The sequence below is a fragment of the Streptomyces arenae genome, assembly GCF_022343545.1.
Taxonomy (GTDB): Bacteria; Actinomycetota; Actinomycetes; order Streptomycetales; family Streptomycetaceae; genus Streptomyces; species Streptomyces humi.
Window position 1 is genome coordinate 42,180 of the sequence record NZ_JAKQYH010000040.1, and the last position, 23,047, is coordinate 65,226.

The window sequence follows — 23,047 nt, forward strand, 5'->3', positions numbered from 1 at the left end:
AAGACGTTGTTCCGGCCCGGCAGGCGCCAGCCCTGGAAGCCGGGGCCGCCCCGACGACGAATGAAAGGACGACACATCCGCAATCGACTACCCGCACATGGCGGCCGTCGCCCTCGTACGCGACGCGGCCTCCCAGACAGACGCTCGGTGTCATCCGGACCGTCAGCCAGCTGCGCGACTGGGCCGCCGCCTGATCCCCGTCCGTCGCCCGTCGCCCGTCGTCCGTCGCCCGTCGAGCCACGGCAGCACCTGGGTAACGGCGGGCACGGTCACCCGGCTACGCCCGCCGCGTACCAGCGTCCGCATGATCTCCGCCCCCGCCGGTACGGCCGTGCCGTGCAGCGCCACGGCGACCGCGACGTTCTGCACTTCCGTGGTGTCAGGGGGCCGCAGCGACGCCGATACCGATGGCGATGAACAGCCAGCCGGTCGCCAGCTCCCAGCGGTAGCGGATCTTCGGACGGGCGAGCAGGGCACGCAGACGTGCGGCGACGGCGACCAGAACGAACCAGTAGACGACGCCGATCAGGACGTCCAGGATGCCGAGGAAGAAGATCTGCCGCGTTGTCGAGCCACCGCCGTGGACGAACTGCGGAAGGATGCTGAGGAAGAACAGCGCCGCCTTCGGATTGAGCACGTTGGTGAAAAAACCCTGGGCGAAGCCGGACCGCCATCGGCCGCGGGTCGGCCCGTCTCCCGTCGAGGCCCGCAGCGCGCTCGTGTCATGCGGCCCGCCAGTCACTACTCTTCCCGCGGGCCGTTCATGGGCCGCGCGCCGTTCGTGGGCCGCGCGCCGGGCGGCCAGGACCGCCCGGATCCCGAGGTAGACCAGGTAGGCCGCGCCCAGCAGCTTGATGGCGTCGTAGACCACCGGGGAACGGGCGGCGATCAACGACAGCCCGACGGCGGCGGCCAGCATGTGCACGCACAGCCCGGTCTGGGCACCCAGCGCGGCGGCCCGCCCCTTGGCGGGGTGCTCGGTGGCCGATCTGACCACCACGAGGAAGTCCGGGCCGGGGACTACATAGGCCACCAGCACGACACCTAAGAAGCCGACGAGGTCGACCGACATTCGCTTTCCCTTTCGCTGACCCGTGGTCTGTCTGTTCATCGCCCGGGATTCTTGCCGAGGGGCTGGCGACAGGCCCCCTCACGCTGCGAGGGCCCGATGACCGACCACCGAGGCGACGGCTTCGCCGAGTACCCCGAAGCCCTGTGCCAGTTGCCCGTCCGCCGCGGTCAGTGGCGGCAGGAGCTTCGCCACCTCGCCCTGAGGCCCGGCCGTCTCCAGCAGCAGCCGGCCTGGTGTGCGGCGCCGCATACCTCACGGGCCGCGCCCGCACGGTCGAAGGGCAGGCCCCAGGTCAGACCGCGCCCGCGCGGCGCGGGCAGTCCATGCCTTCGGGCGGTCTCGGCGGAGGGGTGCGGCCCACGCGCTCCCCGAGCCTGGTGATCCGGGCCTCCAGGCGACGGAGCGGTTCGATCGTGTCGAGGCCGTCGCCCAGGGCTTCGCGGCGCAGCGGGAGCCGTCGGTCGGTGCGGCCACACCCTGGTCAAGCCGCCCCGATGCCGTCGCCCGCACGCTCGAGGTCAACACATCGCGATGGTGCACGACATCGGCTACCTGGTGGCTTTCCGGACATGAAGCCCGAGCGGCAGTAACTGCTCGTCATCCTGATGCATCCCTTCAGGCCTGGTCGCCGGCACTGACAGCCGGGTCGGTCGCGTCGGCTGCAAAAGCGCGAGAGCCAGGTGCCATCGCTCTTCTGCTCCAGCACGGTCCGCTCCCGTTCCCGGTGCCCTTACATGAACTCCGCAGGCCGCCGTGGTTCCTGACGGATGCCCAAACGGGCGCATCGGCAATCTTGTGCGTTTCGTCTTGCTGCCTGCGCCGTTGCTGTCGCCGTCGACGGCGTCTTCTTCAGCGCGCGGGCCGCCTCCGCGGCGACCCTGCCGTCCACAAACACCGTTCACTACTGCGTCCACCACACCACCGGGGTGTGCGGCTGGACGCACCACTCCCGGCACTCGCAGGGCACCTGCTCCCGCCACCACGGCGTCCGCTGCTGGTTCAAGTAGCGCACTGCTTGGTGGCCTCGTGCTGCACGAGGCCACCAAGCAGACTCTCCTGGCGGTGAACAGGTGGGCATTGCGTCGCCCGACAGGCGTTCAGCCAGGGCGCATGCAGCAGCCCCGCAGAAATGAGGAGGCGCAGGGTTCCACTGCTGCTTCTGCGGGGCCGGTGCATCACTCACGTACCCTCCGATGCGCCCGGTACGCCCGATCTATCCGCTCCGTCTGAGCGGGTACGCACCGTTGCATGACGTGGGCCCGGCCTTCCCGGCCGGGCCCACGTCATATTCCGTTACGGCAGCGCTCCTCACGCTGAGGATCTGGGGCTACCAGCGGTACCAGCGCCCCTTGCGGCCTGCGCCGTCCGCGGACCGGACGACGAAGCCCAGCGCCCACACGATCAGCACGATCACCGCGATCCACCACAGCGCCTTCAGCGCGAAGCCCGCGCCGAAGAGGATCAGAGCCAGCAGAAGAACCAGAAGCAGGGGAACCATCGTTATCAACCTCCTGGCCCTCGAATGCCCTTACTCCGCTCCTACAAGCACACAAATCAGGAGTTTTTTCTGCGGGATGAGGGGAAGGGGCGCGCCATGCACGATTCCCCCTCTCCGGCAGCTGATGCACCGCGGTTATGCAGTGATGATCGCTCATGCACCGCTGTGGCCTTGGGTTTGTCAGCGCACGGGGGCTCTGCCGGATGTAGGCCCCGGACGCGACCGCGTTCAAGGCCCGGGGGCAGAGCTACGTCGACGACACCCAGTGGCGCGCGGCCAGGCCAAGTCGCCCCCGAGCCGGCCCAACAGCAGCGGGACGCCATGGATATCTGCACCGACGCCCGGCTGAGCCGCCTACGACCCGGGCCCGCGGTCGCGGCGCCTGGCTGGCCGGCCTGGCGCCGCGACCGCGCACGTCAGGCCAGCGAAGTGATCGCTCGGTCGAAGTGCCGGGCGAAGAAGCGGACGGCGCTGTCGGCCTCGAACCGGGGCAGTTCCTTGTGCTTGCCCGAGTTCGCATGCAACGACTTCTCCTTCGAGGCGAAGGCTTCGAACAGCGCGAGACCCTCCTCGCGGGCGATGTGCTCGTCGTCCCACTGCAGGTCGAACTCGATCGGGATCGTGATCTGCTTCGCCTTCTCGGCCAGGGCATGGGGCCAGTGCTGGCCGAAGACCGCGGCGGTGATCCTCGGTTCGATCGCCACGAACGGTATTCCGATCGCGGTGCCCATGTTGATGCCCCAGAAGCCGACCGGTCCGTCGGCGCCGATCTCCGGGAGTTCCTGGAGGGCGTCCAGGGTCGTCCGGTACTCGGGCACGGCGAGCTCCGCCAGGTGGTCGTTGTAGCGGACGACGATCGGGCCTTCCGGCTCGCCCGCCGCCCGCGCCCGGAACAACTCGGCGATTTCCGCCTCGTCGTGTGCCGTACGCGGCCGGTCGCCGTGACCGGGCGCGTCGATGACGGCGACATGGAAGCCGCAGCCGGTCACGAGTCGCTGGGCACGGCCGGACATCGCCGGGTGCTTCTTGTGGTTACCGCCGCCGTGGGCCATCAGGATCAGGGGCGTGCGGTCGGCCGCGTTGGACGCCGGCGACCAGAGGACGCCCGGGACGTCGCCCAGAGTGAAGTCGCGTTCGAGCATGCCGTTCGACGACGACTCGGCGGTGAACTTCAGAGAGTGCATAGGTGTTGCCTTTCGGGAGTGCCTTGTTGTCGAGGCGCTCCCGGCGACACCTACGTCAGTCGCCGGCCGTAACGGGAAGGGGGAGCACCCACGTCGATACAGCGTTCATGGGTCTCACCTCCTCGGGCGGTGTCACGGTCGACCGAAAGCTAGCAGCCCGACGATCATCCCTCCAACCCTTTTCCCCGCCACATGATCACGGCTCCACACAGGCCCTAGCCCAGACAGCGGACACGGGGACGGCGGCAGGCCCTCTCACTCCAGGCAGGCCACGCAGCATCTGGCGGACCGCAACGATCCGGCGGACGAGACCGGTAGCGAACCGGTCCCGCTCGTGACCCCCGCAACTCGCGGTCACCGTGGCGAGCGCGTCGAGCTTGCCCTGCTGGTCGGTCGCCCTGGTGGTGGTATCCCCGAGCCTAGCCTTCTGCGCAAGTGGACGCTCAGCGAGACGGGTCAGACCCTGCTCGCGCCGAGGCTTGGACGGCTTCTTCTTCAGCAGCTACACGAGGTCGGCCTCCTCCATCCGCCAGATCCGCTCGTGGGTGAGGGTCAGCACCGAATTGAGGCATCGGGCGGGCTGGCAGGTTCCCAGGAGCGGAGTCTCCTCCTGGGTGCGACTCCCCAGACGAGGGCGCGTGCCGGCCGTGGTCGCGATTCAGATCGGCCCGGTGCCGCTGCGCCCGGACCTGCCCGAAGATCGTTGAGTCGAGCCGCAGTTGAGGCGGGCTCTGTGGGCAGACATATTGATGGTCGGGCCAGGAACCGAACTGCTGCGGCACACGTCTCCCGCACCATGATCTCAAGCGAGCACCAAGAGCACGCGTTTTCCACCAGGTTGGTCTCGCCGTCCTCGGTGAGTGTGGATCCGTCGAAGGTCAACGACTACAACAGCTTCGCCGAGGCGTACACGGCCGCGAATGAAACCAACCTCGTCAATGCCTACTACGAGCGGCCCGCAATGCTGGGCCTCACTGGAGACGTGGCCGGACGGCGGATCCTCGACGCCGGCTGCGGCTCGGGGCTCCTGTCTGCCGCGCTGCGGGACCGTGGCGCCATCGTGAGTGGCTTCGACTCGAGTGCCGGGATGCTGGAACTGGCTCGGCAGCGGCTCGGCGACGGTGCGGACTTGCAGGTGGCGGACCTGGGCAGCCCGCTTCCTTACCCTGATGACACGTTCGACGATGTAGTGGCGTCCCTGGTGCTGCACTACCTGGAGGACTGGGGGCCTGCTCTGGCCGAGCTGCGTCGCATACTCAAGCCCGGCGGTCGGCTGATCGCGTCTGTCGACCATCCCTTTGCCATCAACCTCATACACCGCGAGGCCGACCGCGAGGCCGAGTGCAACTATTTCGACACCACCAACTGGACCGTGGAGTGGACCATAGGCGGTCAGACCGCCCTGGTGAGTCGCTGGCACAGGCCGCTGCACGCGATGATCGAGGCTTTCACCGGGGCCGGTTTCCGAATCACGGTCATCAGCGAGCCGGATCCTGATCCCGCCGCCCGCGAGATGTTCCCCGAGGCCATTGCGGCCATGCCGCGCTTCCTGTGCTTCCTGTTCTTCGTACTGCAAGCGGATTAGTACTCCAGTGTGCAGTTTCGCGATGTCCAAGGCGACGACGGCCAGTACTGCAGCGCCTGACGCAGGCGGCCGCCGCGAGATGATCAAGGGTCGTGTGGACTCCTGAAGATCGTGCGGTGGCCGCGAGTCATCGCGTAGACCCTGTCCGCTGGCGGGCGATGCTCGACCAGGTAATGGCCCGGATCAGGCCGGTTCGGACGAGATGAGCCCCTAGCCACGGCCCGCGCTTACCTCCTCGGGCTGCTGTCGAGCGTCGAGCGGAATTACTGCTGGCAGCTATCCGAACGGGCGGCCCACAGTCGGCCCGGACCGATGCAACACCTGCTGCGCCACGGCCGCTGGGACGCCGACGCCGTCCGCGACGACCTGCGTGCCTACGCCGCCGAACACCTCGGCACCGACGGCAGCGTTCTCGTCGTCGACGAGACCGGCTTCCTGAAAAAGGGCCGGTTGTCGGCAGGGGTGCAGCGGCAGTACACCGGCACCGCAGGCCGTATCGAGAACGCCCAGGTCGGCTACCGTCGCCGGCCGCCTGCCCACCCGGCCTGGCACCGCCAGAGCGCCGGAAACGGGGCGAAAGGCCCGCGATGCGGTCAGGGTCCGCAGGGAGTACCGCATGGAGGGCTTCAATGCGGACCGGCGCCCGGTCGGCCAGGCCGCGTTCACGGCGCGCAGTGTCAAGGGCTCCTGCGACGGGCCGGCCGCGTCCCTATGAACCGTCCAGGAAAAATAGGCGAATCGCGCGGCCACACCGGCCGGGGGCCTTGCATATGTTTCTCCACCGATGCCTTGGTGGACACTGCCGGAATTGGGCGAGTCTTGTCATGGCGCGAAAGGGAACCGTCTCAGTCGTCCAGCGCAAACAGGAACGTCCCTTGAATCAGCAGGTGCCTCGGGTCAGACAGCTGCCCTGTGCTGACATCTCGCGCAAAAAGTCGGCATAGGGCAGCCCGTTGCCTTTTCCTTTGTGCCGTCAGTTGAGGGCGTCGATCAGCGCCTTGGTCACTTCGTCCGTCGTCGCGGTGCCGCCGACGTCGCGGGTCAGGATGCCGGAGGCCGTCGTCCTCTCGATGGCCTTCTCCAGGCGCGCACTCTCGTCAGGGAGGCCGAAGTGATTCAGCATCAGGGCTGCGCTGCCGACCGCGCCGATCGGGTTGGCGAGGCCCTGTCCGGCGATGTCGGGGGCGGAGCCGTGGACCGGTTCGAACATGCTGGGGAAGCGGCGCTCGGGGTTGAGGTTGGCGCTGGCGGCGAGGCCCAGGCTACCGGCGAGGGCACTGCCGAGGTCGGAGAGGATGTCGGCGTTGAGGTTGGAGGCGACGACCACGGACAGGTCCTCGGGCCGCAGGACGAACTTCGCGGACATCGCGTCGACGAGGACGCTCTCGGTCTCCACGTCCGGGTAGTCGGCAGCGACCCGCTTGAAGACGTCGTCCCACAGAACCATGCCGTACTGTTGAGCGTTGCTCTTCGTCACGGACGACACCTTGCGGCGGTTCCTGGTGCGGGCCAGGTCGAAGGCGAAGCGCATGATGCGTTCGCAGCCTGTCTCCGTGAACAGGGCGGACTGGATGGCGACTTCACCGCCTTGGCCGCGTGCGGAGAGATTGCGACCTCCCAATCCTGCGTATTCGCCCTCGCTGTTCTCCCGTACGACGACCCAGTCGAGTTCGGTGTCGTCGGCCTTGCGAAGCGGACTGACGACGCCCGGGAGGAAGTGGACGGGGCGGACGTTGGCCCACTGATCGAAGTTCTGGCAGATCCGCAGGCGCAGGCCCCACAGGCTGATGTGGTCGGGCACGGTGGGCCAACCGACCGCGCCGAAGTAGATGGCGTCGAAGTCCTTGAGCTGGTCGAGCCCGTCCTCGTCCATCATCTTCCCGGTGCGTTCGTAGTACTCGCAGCCCCAGGGAAACTCCTCCCACTCGAAGGCGAACGCCCCGCCGGAGTCAGCGGCCAGGGCATCCAGTACGGCACGACCGGCGGCGACCACCTCCTTGCCCACGCCGTCGGCGGGGATGGCTGCGATACGGAACGTACGGGATTCGGTGCTCATGGGTGCCTCCGGCTCGCTGAGGTGGGGTTGGTTCCGAGTCAACACGGGGCGAACAGGCGACGTCCAAGACCGGCTTTCGATGCCTCGTATAGGCGGAGCCAATGGGTTTACGAGGAGCTGTCCTGCGCCCTCTTCTGTGCCAGCGATCCGGTCAAGGCAAGGAACGCCTGAGCGGCCGGCGTCAGGTGCGCCGGAAGGCTGACCATGGCCACGTGGAGGTGGGCGGTGGGTTCGATGCGGGCGACGACCGCGCCGCAACGGCGGGCCAGGCGGGTCCAGGACGACGGCAGGACGGCGACGCCCACACCGGTCAGTACAAGCGGCAGGATCGACGTGCGATGGTCGACGATGGTCGCGATCTCGGCGCCTCTGCCGCCGGCGGTGATGTCGTCGACGATGCTGCGCATCAGGCTGCCCGTGCGCGAGGCGATGAGCTTCTCCCCAGCAAGGTCATCGGGGTGGATCGTGACGTCGTCCTCGATACGGCCGCCGGGTGCGGCGACCACCACGAACGGTTGTTCCTCGACAGGCAGGACATCCAGTCCGGACAGAAGGACGGGGGTCGCACTGCCCAGGAGGCCCAGTTCGCAGGCTCCGTTGCGGACGAGGGAGATGGCCTCGTCCGGGGTGAAGGCGGCCTGGGTGCTCACCGTCACCGAGGGGTGGAGTTCAGCGAACCGGTGGATGAGGGTCGTCAGCGGCTCAATGCCGGGCGAGGGCATGGTGGCGATCTCCACCCGGCCGCCGCGCAGCCCGGCGAGTCGTGTGGCGGTGTCGCGGACGGCGGCCAGGTCGCGCTGTACGCGCCGGCTGGGTTCCAGAAGTTCGGTCCCCGCTTCGCTGAGGACGACGCCTCTGCCCACTCGGTGGAAGAGCGCCACACCGAGATCGGCCTCCAGGTTGGCCATCGCCTGCGACAGGGAGGGCTGGGCCACGTGGAGAGCGGCAGCGGCCTTGCTGAAGCCGCCGTGCTCGACGATGGCCAGGAAGTATTCGAGCTGCCGCGCGTCCACAGCCGCCTCCAGCGATTGAACATTTCTAGGACTGGACCAACGTATCCGCTGCGACAGTCCCCTCCCCGAACCCGTCGATCCAGTGGTTGGCGAGAGACCGTCCACACTGGGTGAGCAGGTTCGCGGACAACGCGCTGTCGTTCGCGCAGTCCGCGTCGGTGAGGTCGGTGAGGGCTTGCACGGAACGGAAGTAATGTGCGGTCCGTTCGGGAGGCAGAGTGCACCGGCCGGCGATGGCATGAACGTCGACACCATGCCGGCGAGCACGCCGCGCGAGTGCGACCGGCAGCTTCCCCGCGAGGGACTGCTCGTCCAGGCTCCCTTCGCCGGTGACGACGATCCGGGCGTCCGCGAGCAGTTCGTCGGCACCCAGCAAGGTGAGAAAGAAGTCGGCGCCAGAACACACGCGAGCGCCCAGCAACAACCCGGCGAAGCCCAATCCACCAGCCGCTCCGGCCCCGGGCGTCCCGGCGAGAGAAGCCGCGTCGGACACGCCTGCCGCCTCCAGTCGTCGCACGAAGGAAGCGAGCGCCGCGTCCAGTTCGCGTACGTCGTCCTCGGTGGCACCCTTCTGGGGACCGTAGACGGCGGCGGTTCCCCGCGGTCCCAGCAGCGGGTTGTCCACGTCCGTAGCCACCACCAGGTCGACACCGGCGAGAACTGCGCGTGCTCTGGCGATGTCGACTGTGTGGAGCTCCGCGAGCCCGCCGCCGCCGGGGCCGATCGGAGCACCATCGGCGCGGGACAGGACAGCGCCGAGGGCCTGAAGCAGTCCCGCGCCCCCGTCGGTGCTGGCGACCCCGCCGACCGCGAGGACGATGGTGTCCGCACCCTCCGTCAGCGCGCGCTGGATCGCCTGTCCGATGCCCCTGCTGGTGGCTGTGCGCGGTGCTTTGCGGCCGTCAGGGAGCACACCGAGGCCGCAGACGGCTGCGGCCTCGATGAGAACGGTGCGACCGTGAACCGCAAGGGAAGCCGTGACCGGACGGCCGGTCGGTCCGGTCACGGTGACCGACTCGGCGTGAAACCGGCCTGCGCAGGCAGCGGCCACGCTGCCCTCTCCCCCGTCAGCCAGAGCAAGCCGAGTGACACGGAGGTGCGGTGCGGCTCCAAGGATCCCGGTCTCCACGGCGCGAGCCACCGCGTCGGCGGTGAGGGAGCCCTTGAACTTGTCAGGGGCGATCAGGACCGTGGACATCAGGGTGTCACCTCGGTGCTCTGGGCCGGAACGGACACCGTGCCGGCGCCGGATTTCACGAGCTCTGGCCGGGATGCCGTGTCGTCCGCCTCGACGGCCACCGGCGGCTCCCCCGCCCTCCCGGCGAGCACGGCCCGCGCCCGCTCCAGATCGAGGCCGTTCTCCCACTTGGCGACGGACAGCGTGGCCACGGCGTTGCCGAAGAAGTTGACCAGTGCCCGGCACTCCGACATGAACTTGTCGATGCCGAAGATCAGCATGATGCCCGCGGCCGGTACGGACCCGACCGTCGAGAGGGTCGCGGTGAGTGCGATGAACCCGCCGCCCGCGACACCCGCGGCGCCCTTCGACGTCAGCAGCATGACGGCCAGCAGCCCGAGTTGCTGGCCGATGGAGAGAGAGGTGTCGGTGGCCTGGGCGATGTAGAGCGTGGCGAGCGAGAGGTAGATCGCCGCGCCGTCCAGGTTGAAGCTGTAGCCCGTCGGCACGACCAGACCGACCGTGGACCGCTCGGCTCCCATGAACTGCAGCTTGCGCATCAGTCCGGGCAGTGCGGGCTCGGCCGTGGACGTGCCGAGGATCAGCCAGAACTCCTCCTTGAAGTAGCGGAAGAGCTGGAAGATGTTCAGCCGTACGTACAGGGCGAGCACGCCCCCGAGCACGAGCACGACGAACAGCGCAGAGGTGACGTAGAAGAGGATGATCAGCGAGCCCAGGCTGGTCAGCGTGGACAGGCCGAACTTCCCGATGGCATACGACATCGCGCCGAACGCGCCCAGCGGGGCGGCCTTCATGACGAAGGACAGGACCTTGAAGACGACCTCGGTGAGCCGTCCGACGGCCGCGATGATCGGCTCCCCGGTCCTGCCGACCATCTTGACCGCGATGCCGAACACGACGGCCAGGAAGATGACCTGGAGGATGTTCCCCTCCACGAAGGGGCCGAAGAAACTGTTCGGCACGATGCCCGTGAGGAACTCCCACCAGTGTTGGTGCTCGCCCTGCTCGATGTACTGGCTCGCGTCGCCCGAGGTGGTGAGCGTGGCAGGGTCGGCGTGCACCCCGTCACCGAGGCGGAAGACGTTGATCGCGACCAGCCCGGTCAGCAGGGCGACGATCGTGCCGACCTGGAAGTAGGCCAGCGCCTTGACGCCGGTCCGGCCGACCTTGCGCAGGTCGGCGACCCCGGCGATACCGCCGATGATCGTCAGGAAGACGATCGGCCCGATCAGCATCTTCATCGCGGTGATGAACGTCGTGCCGATCGGCTCCATGTCGGTGGCCAGATCCGGCCACCGCCAGCCCAGCATGACGCCGATCACGATGGCCACCAGCACCTGTACGTACAGCTGCCGATACCACGGCTTCGCCGCGATCCGCGCGGCCTGCCCGGCTCGTCCGCTGCCTGGGGTATGCGTCATTGCAACCTCCTCATCGCGCAGTACCGAGCCCGATCGGTCCGCGCCAGCTTGCGCCACAGTGAACCGGGCACAGCAGCAGGGGTCCACGACCAAAAATCGATGCCCCGTATAGGCATGGCCTATCTATCTCGCTCCGCGTGCCGCAAGGCCTGGCATCGTCGACTCCAGGCAGCAGCAGCTGGTGCCGGCTATGCGGAGGTTCGTGAGCTCAGGAATAGCACCTGGTCACAGAAGTGACGTCGTTTCATCATGAGTGCCGTAAGTTCCGCCGCCAGCACGCCGGCATCATCTTTACTGACCGAAGCCGCCGTACGCGGAGCCCCCCGGTACGGTCATCGCCAAGCTCTTCAGCTCTCTGCGCGCCCAGGGAGACGGAGGCCTAGACCACTCTGCACTGCTGCGCTTGATCGAACGTCTCTCGGGTGTAGATCCGATGGTGAACAGGTTCAGAACCGCGCTCCCGACTGTGGCGGTGGCCGAGGCACTACTGGTGCCGGTCGCCGCGGCCGACCAACAGTCCCCACCCTCGCGGGGCGACGGCCAAGTGCAAGGACAACACCTACTCCTACAGGACCCACGCCCGCGGCACGTGCTCCCACCACCGGGGCGTGAAGTACTGGCACCGGCAGACGCGGGCGAGTGACCGGGCTGCGAGGCCCGGCATACAGCGCCGTGAGGGCGCAGGGGCCCGGGAACCAGGTGCGCGTCGACGTCCTATAACCCGATGGCTCGGTGCGCCTGTCGGCGGCGCGAACCGACGGCGGCCGGCCGTGGCCGACCGAATCGACCTCACCTCAGCCTCGCGCGCGGGCTGGACGCCTGCTCCTGGGTCGAAGGCCGCACGCACTGCGCCCGCCCACTCTGCATCCCCGAGCGCTGTCAACCCGCCACAGTCTGGCGTGCCGGCAGGGGGAAGGAGGAGCTCCGGACGCGGCGATCGACTCTTACCGTGCCTTGCTTGTGAACTTGCGTGCGGTGCTCGCAGCAGGCCGCCCCCAGACTCTCGCCGCCTGCCACAGGGCTCCGGAAACGCCACCAACTCGTCCGAGAGAGGACCAGGCACTCGGTCAGCGAGGCATGCCGACCGCGCGGGAGATGACGGTGTCGAAAGCGCGGTCGGGCAGAAGGCGGCGCAGGGCGATGAGGGGGCGGGCGCCGAAGCCGGTGGCGTAGCGGGTCTTGGGACGCCGGGCGGTGACAGCCTTGCCGATGACGTCGGCGATGACGCTGGGCGGGGAGTTGCGCTTGGCGTTGGCCTCTGAACGCAGGGAGGAGGCCACGGCCGTGGCCTGGGCGGCGTAGGCGCCGTCGGTGGAGGACTTTTCCAGTTTGTCGGCGGCGATGGCCCCCCATTCGGTGGCGATGCCGCCCGGCTCGACAACGACGACGTCGATACCGAAGGGCCTGACCTCCAGGCGCAGGCAGTCGCTGAGGGCTTCGAGGGCGAACTTCGTGCCGTGGTACCAGCCGCCGAGCGGGGTGTGGATCTTGCCGCCCATCGAGGTGATGTTGACGACGGTGCCGGAGCGCTGGGCGCGCATGTGCGGCAGGGCCAGCTGGGTCAGGCGCAGAGCACCGAAGACGTTGACCTCGAACTGGCGGCGGGCCTCGTCCAACAGGACGTCTTCGAGGGCACCGTAGGAGCCGTAGCCGGCGTTGTTGACCAGGACGTCGATGCGGCCGGTCTCGGCAGTGATCTTCTCGATCCCGGCGCGCATGGAGTCGTCGTCGGTGACGTCCATCGTCAGCGGGCGGATGCCGCGTTCGGCGAGGTCCTGGAGGCGGTCGGTGCGGCGGGCGGCCCCGTAGACGGTGTAACCGAGGTCGTGGAGCTTGAGGGCGGTGGCCTCACCGATACCCGAGGAGGCACCGGTGACGAGGGCGGTTTTGGCGGGCATGCTGGGATCCTCACGGTTAAGATGAACTCTGGTTCACCATCTATCCTGAACCAAGGTTCACCTTTATGCAAGTGGAAAGGCAGGCGAGACCAGTGACCCAGGCCAGGGCGCCGCGCGCCGACGCGGTCCGCAACCGCAAGAAGATCCTCACCGCAGCCGGTGAGCAGATCACCGCTCGCGGCCCCGAGGTCGGCATGGACGAGATCGCCGCTGCGGCAGGCGTGGCCGTGGGAACCCTCTACCGGCACTTCCCGACCAAGACCGACCTCGTCGCGGCCGTCGTCGCCGAGGCGGTCGCCCGGGTCGCCGACGACGCGGAAGCCGCCCTCGCGCGCGTCACCGCCGGCGCCCCCGCCCTGAACGAGCTGACCGCGCTCCTCGGCCGTGTCATCGAAGCGTCAGTGGCCGACCGTGCGGTCAAAGCAGCCGCCCACGCCCTCGGCGCAGAGCCGGGCGACCACGCCGACGAAAACCGCGGCAGCGCCGCCGTCGACGCCCTCATCCGAGCCGGCCAAACCGACGGCGACATCCACCCCGACATCACCGTCAGCGACATCTACCTCCTCTTCTCCACCGCACCCACCGACCAGCCACCCGCCGCCCGCGCCCGCTGGCTCACCCTCGTCACACCGGGACTGACCGCCCAAGCCCGGCAATCGGAGAGCTGACCGCAGAGAATTCAGATGCCCAGGAGACAGTGCTGTCCTCTCTCGTGAACATCGAACACGGCCACGCCAGGGCGCTGCTCAAACTCCCACACACCCGACTGCCACAACGAACGGAGCGCCATGACGGCAAGGTCGATCGAGGCTTCCAGCGACTCCGGGTGTGTGGAATGTGCCGAGTGTGGCGGGGCCGACGCCATGGAGGAGGTGGCCGTCCTGCCCGGAGCGGTCGCCACAGTCTGGTCCGCCATTGTCACGGCGACGCACAGGCGGCTCCAGGGGGGTCGTCCGGGCAGAAATGGGATGCGCTGAGGGGGGCGGACGACCTGGCGGTGTGATCGTGCGCCGGCGGGGCCGTGCGGGTCGGGGCGACGGCTAGGTTCGCGCGTGGGGGCTGAATCGCAAAAGGTTCTGATGTGCGCGATGTGCACATCAGGGAATGCGTGTATGCACCGTCAAGATCGAGCCATGGCGTCTATTTCGCGCCTCCGCTGCGCCGTCGCCCGCCCGAGCGCTGCGGTCACCGCCCCTGTGACATCGCCGCAGGGGCGGTGAACAGCGCGCGGACGGCGGCGCGGACCTGATCGGCGACGATCTCGGGGGTGGAGGTGTCGAGCTTGCCGTCGAGGTGCAGGAACGCCAGGCCGTGGACGAGGGCCCACACCGTGGTCGCCAGCGCGTCCGGATCGGCGCCGGGGAAGGCACCGCGGACGATGCCCCGGACGTACTCCGAGATGGCGGCGGTCGCGGCAAGCCGTTCCTCGCTGCTGGGATCGCAGGGCTCGGCGAACATCACCCGGAACATCGCCGGGCGCTCCAGCGCGAAACGGACGTAGGCGACGGCCACCTCGGCGAGCTCGTCGGGAGTCGTGGGCGCGGGATGCGCCGCGGCCAGGTATTCGGCGAGTTCGCGGTAGCCCTCCGCGGCGACCGCGGAGACGAGCGCGTCACGGTCCGCGTAGTGGCGGTAGGGAGCCGTCGCCGACACGCCGGCCCGCCGCGCCACCGCCCGCAGGGACAACCCGGCACTGCCGTCCTCCTCGAGCAGTTCCCGCGCGGCGCGCAGGCAGGCGGCGCGCAGATCGCCGTGGTGATACGAACTGCTCGCTTGCGACATAGGTCACGCTCCCTCATGTTTACGTCGCTTACATCGCTGGCTTAATGTGAACGCTGCATACATCGTAAGCGATCGAGATCGAGAGGGGAACTCGGATGACCAGCGAGCTGTTCTCGCCCCTGTCCCTGCGCTCCGGCCAGGTACTGAACAACCGGATCGCCAAGGCGGCCATGGAGGAGAACATGGCCGGTGCCGGCCAGCTCCCGGACAAGGAGCTGATCGGGCTGTACCGCCGCTGGGCGAAGGGCGGCACCGGACTGCTCATCACCGGCAACGTCATGGTCCACGCCGAGGCACTGACCGGCCCCGCCGGCGTGGTGCTCGACGAGGCCGCGCCGCTGGAGCCCTTCATCGAGTGGGCCGAGGCCGCCAAGGCCGGCGGCGCCGCGATCTGGATGCAGATCAACCACCCCGGCCGCCAGATCGGGTCCGACATGCCCGGTGTCGTATGGGGGCCGTCCGCGGTCGCCGTCGATCTGGGCAAGCACAGCAGCCGCTTCGGCAAGCCCGTCGCCATGACCCCCGAGCAGATCCAGGCCACCGTGACCCGGTACGCCGTCACGGCCCAGCGCGCCGAACAGGCGGGCTTCGACGGCGTCGAGGTCCACGCCGCGCACGGATACCTGCTGTCGCAGTTCCTGTCCCCTCTGGTCAACAAGCGCACCGACCAGTGGGGCGGATCGCTGGAGAACCGGGCCCGGATGCTGCTGGACGTCGTCCGCGCCGTGCGCGCCGCCGTCTCCCCCTCCTTCGCGGTCGCGGTGAAGCTCAACTCCGCCGACTTCCAGCGCGGCGGCTTCGACGCCGACGACGCGCGCCAGGTGATCGAGATGCTCGCACCGCTCGGCGTCGACCTGGTCGAACTGTCCGGCGGCAGCTACGAGAGCCCGGCGATGTCGGGCCGCGCCGCGGACGCGCGTACCCAGGCCCGCGAGGCGTACTTCCTCGACCTCGCGAAGGACCTGGTCAGGACCAGCCCGCTGCCGCTGATGCTCACCGGTGGCATCACCCGCCGCGAGACCGCCGACAGGGTCCTCGACAGCGGCGTGGCGATCATCGGCATGGGCACCGCCCTCGCCGTCACGCCGGACCTGCCAGACCGCTGGCGCCACGGCCGCGAGGCCGACGACCAGCTGCGGCCGGTCACCTGGTCCGACAAGGCCCTCGCCTCGGCCGCCGGCATGGCACAGGTCCGCCACCAGATGCGCCGCATCGCCCGCGGAAGCCGCCCCACCCCCGACACGCACCCGGCGATCGCCCTCATCTCCGAGCAGCGCAAGCAGCGACGGGCCCTGCGCCGCTACCGCGCCTGGCTGTCCGCGTCGCAGGGCGCCGCGTAAGCGTGCCACTGGAAGGGCCCCAGGTGCTCGTCGCTCATCGCGACCACCTGGGGCCCTTCCGGCCTGTCGGCGTCTGTCGCCACATCGCCGGTCGGAGTCGGCCCGTCTCGAAGACGGGAGCGACACCCACCTGGTGTACGACGACACGCACAAGCCCCATGTACGCCGGACGGCGCGGCTCCGTTGGAACCGCGCCGTCCGGCGTCTGGCGTGTGCCGTGGCCGTTGGCACCGCCGTAGCCGTAGCCCGTTGGCGTTGGCGTTTCAGCGGACGCCGGCCGCCTTGAGGACCTTCAGTGCGCCGGTCAGGAGGGCGGCCCAGGTTTCGGGCGAGATGCCCGGCGGCGGAGTGAACCCCTGGATGCGCTGGTGGGCGACGGTCTGGGCCTCGGTGTACTTGAGAATGCCGTCGGCTCCGTGGCGACGGCCGAGTCCCGAGTCGCCCATGCCGCCCATCGGCGCGTCGATGCTTCCCCACGCGGCGGCGAAGGCCTCGTTCACGTTGACGGTGCCGGCGTGCACGCGGGCTGCGACGGCCCGGCCCCGGGCACCGTTGCCGGACCAGACGCTGGCGTTGAGGCCGTACGGCGTGGCGTTGGCCAGCGCGATCGCCTCGTCGACACTGCGGTAGGAGTAGATCGAGACGACGGGTCCGAAGGTCTCGTGCTCGCACAGCGTCATGTCGGGGGTGACGTCGGTGAGAATGGTCGGCTCGAAGAACAGCGGGCCGAGGTCCGGTCGCGCCCTGCCGCCTGCGAGCACGGTCGCCCCCTTGGCCACGGCGTCCTCGACCTGCTCCCTGACGGTCTGAAGCTGGGCGGCGGTGGTGAGGCTGCCGACGTCGATGCTGTAGTCGTAGGCAGCGCCGAGCTTGAGCCTCCTGGTGCGCTCGACGAACGCGGCGACGAACCGGTCACGGATCGACTCGGCCACGTACAACCGCTCGACGGACACGCAGAGTTGGCCGGCCGAGGGAAAGCACGCGGCGACGGCTCCCTCGGCGGCCTTGTCGATGTCCGCGTCGTCCAGGACGATCATCGCGTTCTTGCCGCCGAGTTCGAGGGACGCGCCGATGAGGCGCCGGCCGGCATCGCTCGCGATCTTGCGTCCGCTGGCGGTGGAGCCGGTGAACATCATGTAGTCGGCGTTGTCCATGAGCGCCCCGCCGATGGCACTGCCCCGCCCGACCACCATCTGCCACACACCCGCCGGCAGACCGGCCTCCTCCATCAGGTCCAGCGACCACAGCGCGGTGAGCGCGGTCTGGGTGTCGGGCTTCTGGACGACGGCGTTGCCGGCCATGAGGGCGGCGATGGCGTCGCTCGCGGCCATGCTCAACGGGTAGTTCCACGGGGAGATGACCGTGACGACGCCCTTGGGGTGACGCAGTTCGGTGGTGTGGGTGAGCACCGGGATCGCGCCGCGGCGCCGCTTGGGCTCCAGGTACTTGGCGGCGTTGCGCGCGTAGTACCGGGACGTGACCGCGATGTCGACCACCTCGAGGAAGGCGTCACGGCGGGTCTTGCCGTTCTCGGCCTGCATCAGGTCCAGCCCCTCGTCCTGGCGGGCCATGACGAGGTCGTGGAAGCGCAGCAGGATCTTCTTCCGCTGGGTCAGCGAGGTGGCGGCCCAAGCCTTCTGGGTGATGCGGGCCCGGGTGAACGCGCGCTCGACGTCCGCCGGTGTGGAGACCGGCAGGTCAGCCAGCGGAGCACCGGTGTACGGGGCGTTGGTGGTGACCCGCGCGGCGTCGGGCGCCGCCACCACCCGCGCGGCCAGCCGCTGGATCAGAGCCGGAGTGAGCGAGGCGGGCAGCACGGAGGTGCGGGCAGCGGTCGTGGGAGGGACGGCGACCGTGGGAGCGGTGGCCGAGGGTGTGACGGCGGAAGGGGTGGCGGCGGGAGGGGTGGTGTGGTCGGTGGCCATGACAGAGCTCCTTGCTACCGGCTGCGGACCGAGGTCGGGACCGGCATGTGCAGGGCGAGCTGGCCCTCGGTGACGACGTCGAACTGAATCGTCCGGACCGGCTTGAGGGAACGCAGGTCGTCGGCCATGCGGCCCTCCCCCACCTGGAGCGCGAGACGGCGCGGGACCAGCTCGGTACCGGCCGACAGCACGTTGGTCTGGCTCAGCGTCGAGTGCCAGGCATCACCGATCGACGTGTACGAGGTGAGGGTCGAGACACGCCGGCCGCTCGGGTAGGCGGTCTGGGCGGGCGTCGCCGCGAGCAGCGACAGGTCGGTTCCGCCGGCGTCGTTGGCCACACGTGCGGTCGTCCGATCGGCGTCGATGTCGACGTCGAGCCCGGTGACCCACTTGGGGAAGCCGTAGCCGTCGTGGCCGCGCACCTGGGCGATGTCCGTGCTCACCGGCAGGGACAGCACGTAGGAATCGAGGTGCTCGTTCTTCAGGGCGGCGACGAGGTCGAAGAAGCCGAGCTTGCCGTGCCGGGCCGGCTTCACGGCGATCCCGACGGCGGCCTCGGTGTAGAAGTCGATGTCGCACACGTCGTAGCGGAAGAACATCACGGATATCAGCCCGAGGCCCGGCGCGACCTCCAGCGGGGCCAGCTCCCTGGGCAGCCGGGAACGGATCGCACGGGAGCGGGCGAGCATCGTGATCCGGGCGGTCGAGATGCGGTAGTAGAAGTTCGGGGTGAGCGTGGCGCCGATCGGGGAGTCGACCTTCGTCTTGGGCAGCCGGCGGAAGAAGTCCACGCCGCTGACTCGGGGATCGCGGGCGACTTCGTCCAGATCGGTGTCCATCCGGTAGCGGTCGTACAGGCCCCCCTTGGGGACGGCGACCGTACGGCCACCGAGGTCGACCTTGACTGTTCCCTGCTGGGACGAGGGCATCGACATGGCTCCCTAGCTCAGATGTTGACAGTGATTACATGAGAGTAGACTGCGAATGTAAGCACCGTCAACAAGTATCCGTGCAGGACGACGACACCGGGTCCCTGCACAGAATCGACGACCACGATGTAGGCGCCGAGGTCACGGAGTTCGCTCGCGAGTTCCGCGCGGCGCACGATGTTGGTCGTGCGCCGCCCTCGTTCCTCGGCGAAGGCGATGACGGACCGGCCTACCCCGCAGGGTCTGCTTCACTCAGCGAGGACCTGCGGCTTGCCGCCGTAGCGCATCGAAGCGTGGAGGATGACTGTGGGCACGGCGGTCACGAGGGGGTCCGTGGTGTCGTCCCGGAGGCCGTCGTCACTCCTCCTGCGGGCGACGCCGCCGACACTCGGTGGCCGTGAACGCGGCGCTGTTCCGGTCGCACGAGTTGTTGTCCCCGGCAGTCCCGAGAGTCACTGTGGCTCCTTCCTCGGTGTCCTGAGGGTGGCCGTCCCCCGGCTCGTGTCAAAGCCGTTCAACCTTGGCCGCTGACGAGTCCCGCAGACCCCCGAGCGCCAGGACCGTCATCGCCACCGCGGCCCCCGCCGCCACGCCGAAGCCCCCGTGCGCACCGCCTGCGTCGACCACCCGCCCCGCGACCGCCGCAGCCCCCGCGATTCCTGCCGCGCTTGCGGAGTTGCCCCACGTGAACGCCTGGGTGAGGACGGCACGCGGGACCGAAGACTCCGTGAGGACAGAGGTAAGGATCAGGAGGACCGGCACGGCAAGTCCGGTCAGGGCAAGGACGGCGCCGACCGCGAAGGGCGCATCGAGGACGGTCAGCGGAAGGCTCGCGAACGTGAGACAGGCAGCGGCTGCGGGCTGGTGGCGCCGGAGCGAGCCGCCGTGGCGCCAGGCTCCGTAGGCCCAGCCACCCACCAGATTCGTGCAGTTGGAGGCGAAGTAGAGCGGCGCTGCCGTGTCCGGTGTTCCACGCCCGACGGCGTATGCGGTGACGGACACCTGCATCGCGCCGAAGAACACCCCGAGCGTGAGACCGAGCGCGACCTGCCGCAGGAAAGCGGAGCGCAGCAGAGCGCGTCCGGCATGCCGGCGTTCGGCCCGGTCCGTGACGGGCGGCATGGTACGGCGCTGGGCGGCGAGGGCCAGCCCTCCGCCGACGACGAGCGCGGCGGCGAGCAGCACCCCGGCGCTCGGACGGCCCGACGCGCCGAGGACACTCACCAGGGCAGGGCCGACCAGGTAGGACACGCCGTTGGCGAGGGCCTCCAGCGCGAAGGCAGTGGGCAGCGCGGCAGCCTGTTCCCCGGACAGCAGAGCCGACCAGCGAGCAGCAGACAGAGCACCCAGCTGAGGCAGCGTCGCCCCGACGAGCACCCCGGCGACGACCTCCGGAACGGCACCGGCGAGCAGCAACGCCACCGCCCCGGCGTGTGCGCCCAGGGCGCAGGCAAGCACCCGCGCCTGCCCGAACCGGTCGACGAGGCGCCCGATCTGGGGCCCTGCGACGGCGTCCGCGACAGCGAACCCGCCGGTAACGAGGCCTGCGGCGGCATACGACCCGGTGCGCGCATGCACCAGCCAGAACATGCCGATACCCGTCATGGCAATGCCCAGACGCCCGACAGCAGCGGGAAGGAAGAACGCGGCGGCACCCGAAGTGCGCAGCAGCGTGCGGTAGTTCGCCGAAGCCGAAGGCACGGCGCATCCCTTTCGCCGCCCGGCGGGACGCGCCAACAAGGCCGCCGGCGTCCAAATGCCGACCCGTGGCTGCGCCTGAAGCCGTCCAGTGGTGGCGTGAAGCGGGGACGCGCACCCCACGCCGACTCCGTCACCGGGCAGATGTCATGCGGTAGTCGATAACTCCCCCGAGCCTACAGGGCGTTGCACAAGGCTGAGTGTGGGCAGGTCAGAGCGGACGCCGGGCTCGTCTGCTCATGACGCGGGGGCGAGGTTGTGCATGTGCGCGGGTCTGACGGTGCTGGGCGACGGCGGTTATCTCAACTGCACGGGATCTGTCGTGCCCCGGGCGCTCGTTGACCGTCTGGGGCGGTGAGCGTGCGACCGCTCAGCGCTCACCTGCCGACTCCGGCCACAACGCTCGCACCGCGTCGGGCACCTCGGCCACAGCAGCCGGATCGAGCAGGGCCAGTTGGAGGATGTAGCCAGGGAGGACGGAGAGCATCGTCGAAGCGATCGCCTCGGCCGTCACGTTCGTAGGCAAAGCACCCCGCTTCTGCTGGTCACGTACCAAGGTGACCAGATTGGCGCGTATGCGGCCGATGAGATGGTCCAGCTTGCCCGCCAGCGATCGGTCGCGCATGGCCTCCCCCCAGACCAGAATCGCGAGGGCGGCCACGCCTTCCTCGGCCGACTTGACCCGGATCACGTCGAGCAGTTCCGCCATGACCGCCCCCATGGATTGGCCCTGCCGGTTGGTGGCGACGGCGAGCGTGACGTCGAGGACATCGCGCATGTTCTCCTCGGCGATCGCGAGGATCATCTCGTCCTTGCTGGTGAAGTACCGATACACCGCTCCCGCGGACAGCCCCGACTCCGCGAACAGGTCCTGCATGGACGTGGAGTGGAAACCGTCACGGAGGAAACAACGGCGCGCCGCGCTCAGAATCTGCTCACGGCGGGCGTCCATGTGCTGCTGGGTGACCTTGGGCATGAGACCAGCCTACAAAGAAAACGAACATTCGTGTTGACGGCTGCCGTGGTGGCGGGTCAGACTGAAGTTAAAGAAAACGATCATTCTTTTTATGAGAGGACGGGTTGTGAGAAGCCCCTTGTCGGGACGCCCAGCATGGCGGGAAGTGCTCGTTGCAGCCGTGGCACTGCCCTTGGCGATCACTGCGGCGGTCTTGGCGTTCGCCTGGCCGGCGGGGCGGATCTCGCCGCGCGAGGTCCCTGTCGGCATCGTGGGGACAGGGCCGGCCAGCCAGCAGGCGGTGGAGGCACTGACCCGTGCGAAGCCCGGCGCGTTCGACTTCCACCTCTATGCGAATCGGCAGGCCGCGCGGTCGGCGATCAAGAACCGGGATGTCTACGGCGCCTTTGCCCTCTCCGGCCGCAGCATCACCGTGCTGAAGGCCACCGCCGCCAGCCCTTCCGTGGCCCAGCTTTTGACCGATGTCGGACAACAGCTGGCCGACAAGGCCACCCAGCGGATCGCCCGACAGGAGGCCGTGGATGCGCACTCCCGGGTGAGGGACCACAAGCAGGCAGCCACCAAGCCGGACGCCGTCCAGCAGAAGGCCGCACGGCAGGAATCCGCAGGTGCTGGTGCTGATTCCGCTGCGCAGATCCTTGTGAAGGCGATCGACGTGGTGCCCGTCGCCGCCGAGGACCCCCGGGGTGTGGTGTTCAGCTCATCGGTCTTCCCGCTCACGATCTGCGGCATCCTGATCGGAGCGTTCGTCTCGATGGCTCGTGGCCTTGCCCACCCGCGGCTGCGAGTGCTGACACTCCTCGTCGCGTGCGCTGTCGCAGCCCTGGGTGTCCACCTCGTGGCCCAGGGCTTCCTCGGAGCGCTGCCCCACCATCACGTGGCCACCTGGGCGATCCTGTCTCTCGACCTTCTCTCCATCAGCGCCACCGCTGCCGGCGTGGTCCGACTCCTCGGGCCCGGGGGCCTCGGGCTCAGCGCCGCAGTCATGGTCTTCGTCGGGAACGCCTTCTCCGGCGCCACCTCCGCGCCGGAGATGCTCCCCAAGGGCGTGGACCACGTCGGCCAGTGGCTGCCCCCCGGCGCCGGAGCCAGTCTGCTTCGCGACACCACGTACTTCGACGGCAACTCCGGCGCCGGCCATCTTGCCGTCCTGGCTCTGTGGAGTGTCTGCGGGCTCACAGCAGTCATGTTCGGCCACTGGGTCACCGGGAAACCCCGGGGCACGCGGCCCGGTGCGACGGCTGCCGGGGAGTTGCTCCCGGCTGTGCCGGGATCCGGCGAGATTCTGTCGGTCGGGCGTCACGCGCACGCCGACGCCCGTCGCCATGACGGCGACGGGTGATGCCGAGCACTTCACGCGCGATCAGGTCGGGACCACACCGCCACGCAGGAGCGCGGCTCGGCCGACACACAGGCCGGACCGACTCCCTGCACGAGCACGACCACGGAGCGCTGCGCAAGGTGCTGAAACC

General features: G+C 69.0%; 18 protein-coding genes and 3 pseudogenes. 7 read left to right on the forward strand and 14 right to left on the reverse strand.

The window, feature by feature from the left end; all coding sequences use genetic code 11:
- Nucleotides 1-379: 379 nt before the first annotated feature.
- The 4 genes from MB828_RS16360 to MB828_RS16375 all read right to left on the reverse strand — a co-directional run bounded on the left by MB828_RS16360 (nt 380) and on the right by MB828_RS16375 (nt 3,754).
- Nucleotides 380-1,072, reverse strand: coding sequence for a LysE family translocator (locus MB828_RS16360; protein WP_301648818.1), 693 nt, complete (start codon nt 1,070-1,072; stop codon nt 380-382).
- Between the two features lie 78 nt (nt 1,073-1,150).
- Nucleotides 1,151-1,321, reverse strand: a complete 171-nt coding sequence (locus tag MB828_RS16365; protein ID WP_301648819.1) for a hypothetical protein — start codon at nt 1,319-1,321, stop codon at nt 1,151-1,153.
- A gap of 1,078 nt (nt 1,322-2,399) precedes the next feature.
- Nucleotides 2,400-2,570 carry a hydrophobic protein gene (locus MB828_RS16370; RefSeq protein WP_133028738.1) on the reverse strand — a complete coding sequence of 57 codons (171 nt, stop codon included), beginning with the start codon at nt 2,568-2,570 and terminating at the stop codon, nt 2,400-2,402.
- Between the two features lie 416 nt (nt 2,571-2,986).
- The gene (locus MB828_RS16375; RefSeq protein WP_301648820.1) at nt 2,987-3,754 is read right to left on the reverse strand and encodes an alpha/beta hydrolase; all 768 of its coding nucleotides are present in this window, start codon (nt 3,752-3,754) and stop codon (nt 2,987-2,989) included.
- Between the two features lie 796 nt (nt 3,755-4,550).
- On the opposite strand from MB828_RS16375, the gene MB828_RS16380 reads away from it, so the two are divergent.
- Nucleotides 4,551-5,339 (forward strand): class I SAM-dependent methyltransferase, encoded by a 789-nt coding sequence (locus MB828_RS16380; protein WP_301648821.1) that lies wholly within the window; start codon nt 4,551-4,553, stop codon nt 5,337-5,339.
- A gap of 173 nt (nt 5,340-5,512) precedes the next feature.
- A pseudogene (locus tag MB828_RS16385) lies at nt 5,513-5,855 on the forward strand (transposase); the annotation flags it as partial.
- Between the two features lie 457 nt (nt 5,856-6,312).
- On the opposite strand, the gene MB828_RS16390 reads toward MB828_RS16385, so the two are convergent.
- The 4 genes from MB828_RS16390 to dctA form a co-directional block, all read right to left on the reverse strand.
- On the reverse strand, nt 6,313-7,395 hold the full coding sequence (locus tag MB828_RS16390) for a tartrate dehydrogenase (protein WP_301648822.1): 1,083 nt from the start codon (nt 7,393-7,395) through the stop codon (nt 6,313-6,315).
- Between the two features lie 107 nt (nt 7,396-7,502).
- Nucleotides 7,503-8,408 carry a LysR family transcriptional regulator gene (locus tag MB828_RS16395; protein WP_301648823.1) on the reverse strand — a complete coding sequence of 302 codons (906 nt, stop codon included), beginning with the start codon at nt 8,406-8,408 and terminating at the stop codon, nt 7,503-7,505.
- A gap of 25 nt (nt 8,409-8,433) precedes the next feature.
- Nucleotides 8,434-9,606, reverse strand: coding sequence for a glycerate kinase (locus MB828_RS16400; protein ID WP_301648824.1), 1,173 nt, complete (start codon nt 9,604-9,606; stop codon nt 8,434-8,436).
- The gene (gene dctA, locus MB828_RS16405) at nt 9,606-11,027 is read right to left on the reverse strand and encodes a C4-dicarboxylate transporter DctA (protein ID WP_301648825.1); all 1,422 of its coding nucleotides are present in this window, start codon (nt 11,025-11,027) and stop codon (nt 9,606-9,608) included. The genes MB828_RS16400 and dctA overlap by 1 nt, the downstream gene beginning before the upstream one ends.
- 313 nt (nt 11,028-11,340) lie before the next feature.
- On the opposite strand from dctA, the pseudogene MB828_RS16410 reads away from it, so the two are divergent.
- Together MB828_RS16410 and MB828_RS16415 are read left to right on the forward strand one after the other, a co-directional pair.
- Nucleotides 11,341-11,451: pseudogene (locus MB828_RS16410) on the forward strand (2-hydroxy-3-oxopropionate reductase); the annotation flags it as partial.
- Between the two features lie 40 nt (nt 11,452-11,491).
- Nucleotides 11,492-11,635: pseudogene (locus MB828_RS16415) on the forward strand (DUF3761 domain-containing protein); the annotation flags it as partial.
- 459 nt (nt 11,636-12,094) lie between these two features.
- On the opposite strand, the gene MB828_RS16420 reads toward MB828_RS16415, so the two are convergent.
- Nucleotides 12,095-12,925, reverse strand: a complete 831-nt coding sequence (locus MB828_RS16420) for an oxidoreductase (protein ID WP_301648826.1) — start codon at nt 12,923-12,925, stop codon at nt 12,095-12,097.
- Nucleotides 12,926-13,017: 92 nt separating this feature from the next.
- On the opposite strand from MB828_RS16420, the gene MB828_RS16425 reads away from it, so the two are divergent.
- The gene (locus MB828_RS16425) at nt 13,018-13,593 is read left to right on the forward strand and encodes a TetR/AcrR family transcriptional regulator (protein ID WP_301648827.1); all 576 of its coding nucleotides are present in this window, start codon (nt 13,018-13,020) and stop codon (nt 13,591-13,593) included.
- 517 nt (nt 13,594-14,110) lie between these two features.
- Here MB828_RS16425 and MB828_RS16430 read toward each other — a convergent pair.
- Nucleotides 14,111-14,707, reverse strand: a complete 597-nt coding sequence (locus MB828_RS16430; protein ID WP_301648828.1) for a TetR/AcrR family transcriptional regulator — start codon at nt 14,705-14,707, stop codon at nt 14,111-14,113.
- A gap of 95 nt (nt 14,708-14,802) precedes the next feature.
- Here MB828_RS16430 and MB828_RS16435 point away from each other — a divergent pair, with 95 nt between their 5' ends.
- A complete protein-coding gene (locus MB828_RS16435; RefSeq protein WP_301648829.1) occupies nt 14,803-16,047 on the forward strand; it encodes an NADH:flavin oxidoreductase/NADH oxidase family protein in 1,245 nt (414 codons plus the stop codon).
- A gap of 263 nt (nt 16,048-16,310) precedes the next feature.
- On the opposite strand, the gene MB828_RS16440 is transcribed toward MB828_RS16435, so the two are convergent.
- The 4 genes from MB828_RS16440 to MB828_RS16455 form a co-directional block, all read right to left on the reverse strand.
- Nucleotides 16,311-17,972 carry a succinic semialdehyde dehydrogenase gene (locus tag MB828_RS16440; RefSeq protein WP_301648830.1) on the reverse strand — a complete coding sequence of 554 codons (1,662 nt, stop codon included), beginning with the start codon at nt 17,970-17,972 and terminating at the stop codon, nt 16,311-16,313.
- Between the two features lie 14 nt (nt 17,973-17,986).
- Nucleotides 17,987-18,901: an acetoacetate decarboxylase family protein gene (locus MB828_RS16445; protein WP_301648831.1), complete on the reverse strand. Its 915-nt coding sequence runs from the start codon at nt 18,899-18,901 to the stop codon at nt 17,987-17,989.
- Nucleotides 18,902-19,405: 504 nt separating this feature from the next.
- Nucleotides 19,406-20,602 (reverse strand): MFS transporter, encoded by a 1,197-nt coding sequence (locus MB828_RS16450; protein ID WP_301648832.1) that lies wholly within the window; start codon nt 20,600-20,602, stop codon nt 19,406-19,408.
- A 367-nt stretch (nt 20,603-20,969) separates the two neighbouring features.
- The gene (locus MB828_RS16455; RefSeq protein WP_301648833.1) at nt 20,970-21,575 is read right to left on the reverse strand and encodes a TetR/AcrR family transcriptional regulator; all 606 of its coding nucleotides are present in this window, start codon (nt 21,573-21,575) and stop codon (nt 20,970-20,972) included.
- Between the two features lie 160 nt (nt 21,576-21,735).
- Here MB828_RS16455 and MB828_RS16460 point away from each other — a divergent pair, with 160 nt between their 5' ends.
- On the forward strand, nt 21,736-22,917 hold the full coding sequence (locus MB828_RS16460; protein WP_301648834.1) for a hypothetical protein: 1,182 nt from the start codon (nt 21,736-21,738) through the stop codon (nt 22,915-22,917).
- Nucleotides 22,918-23,047 lie beyond the last annotated feature (130 nt).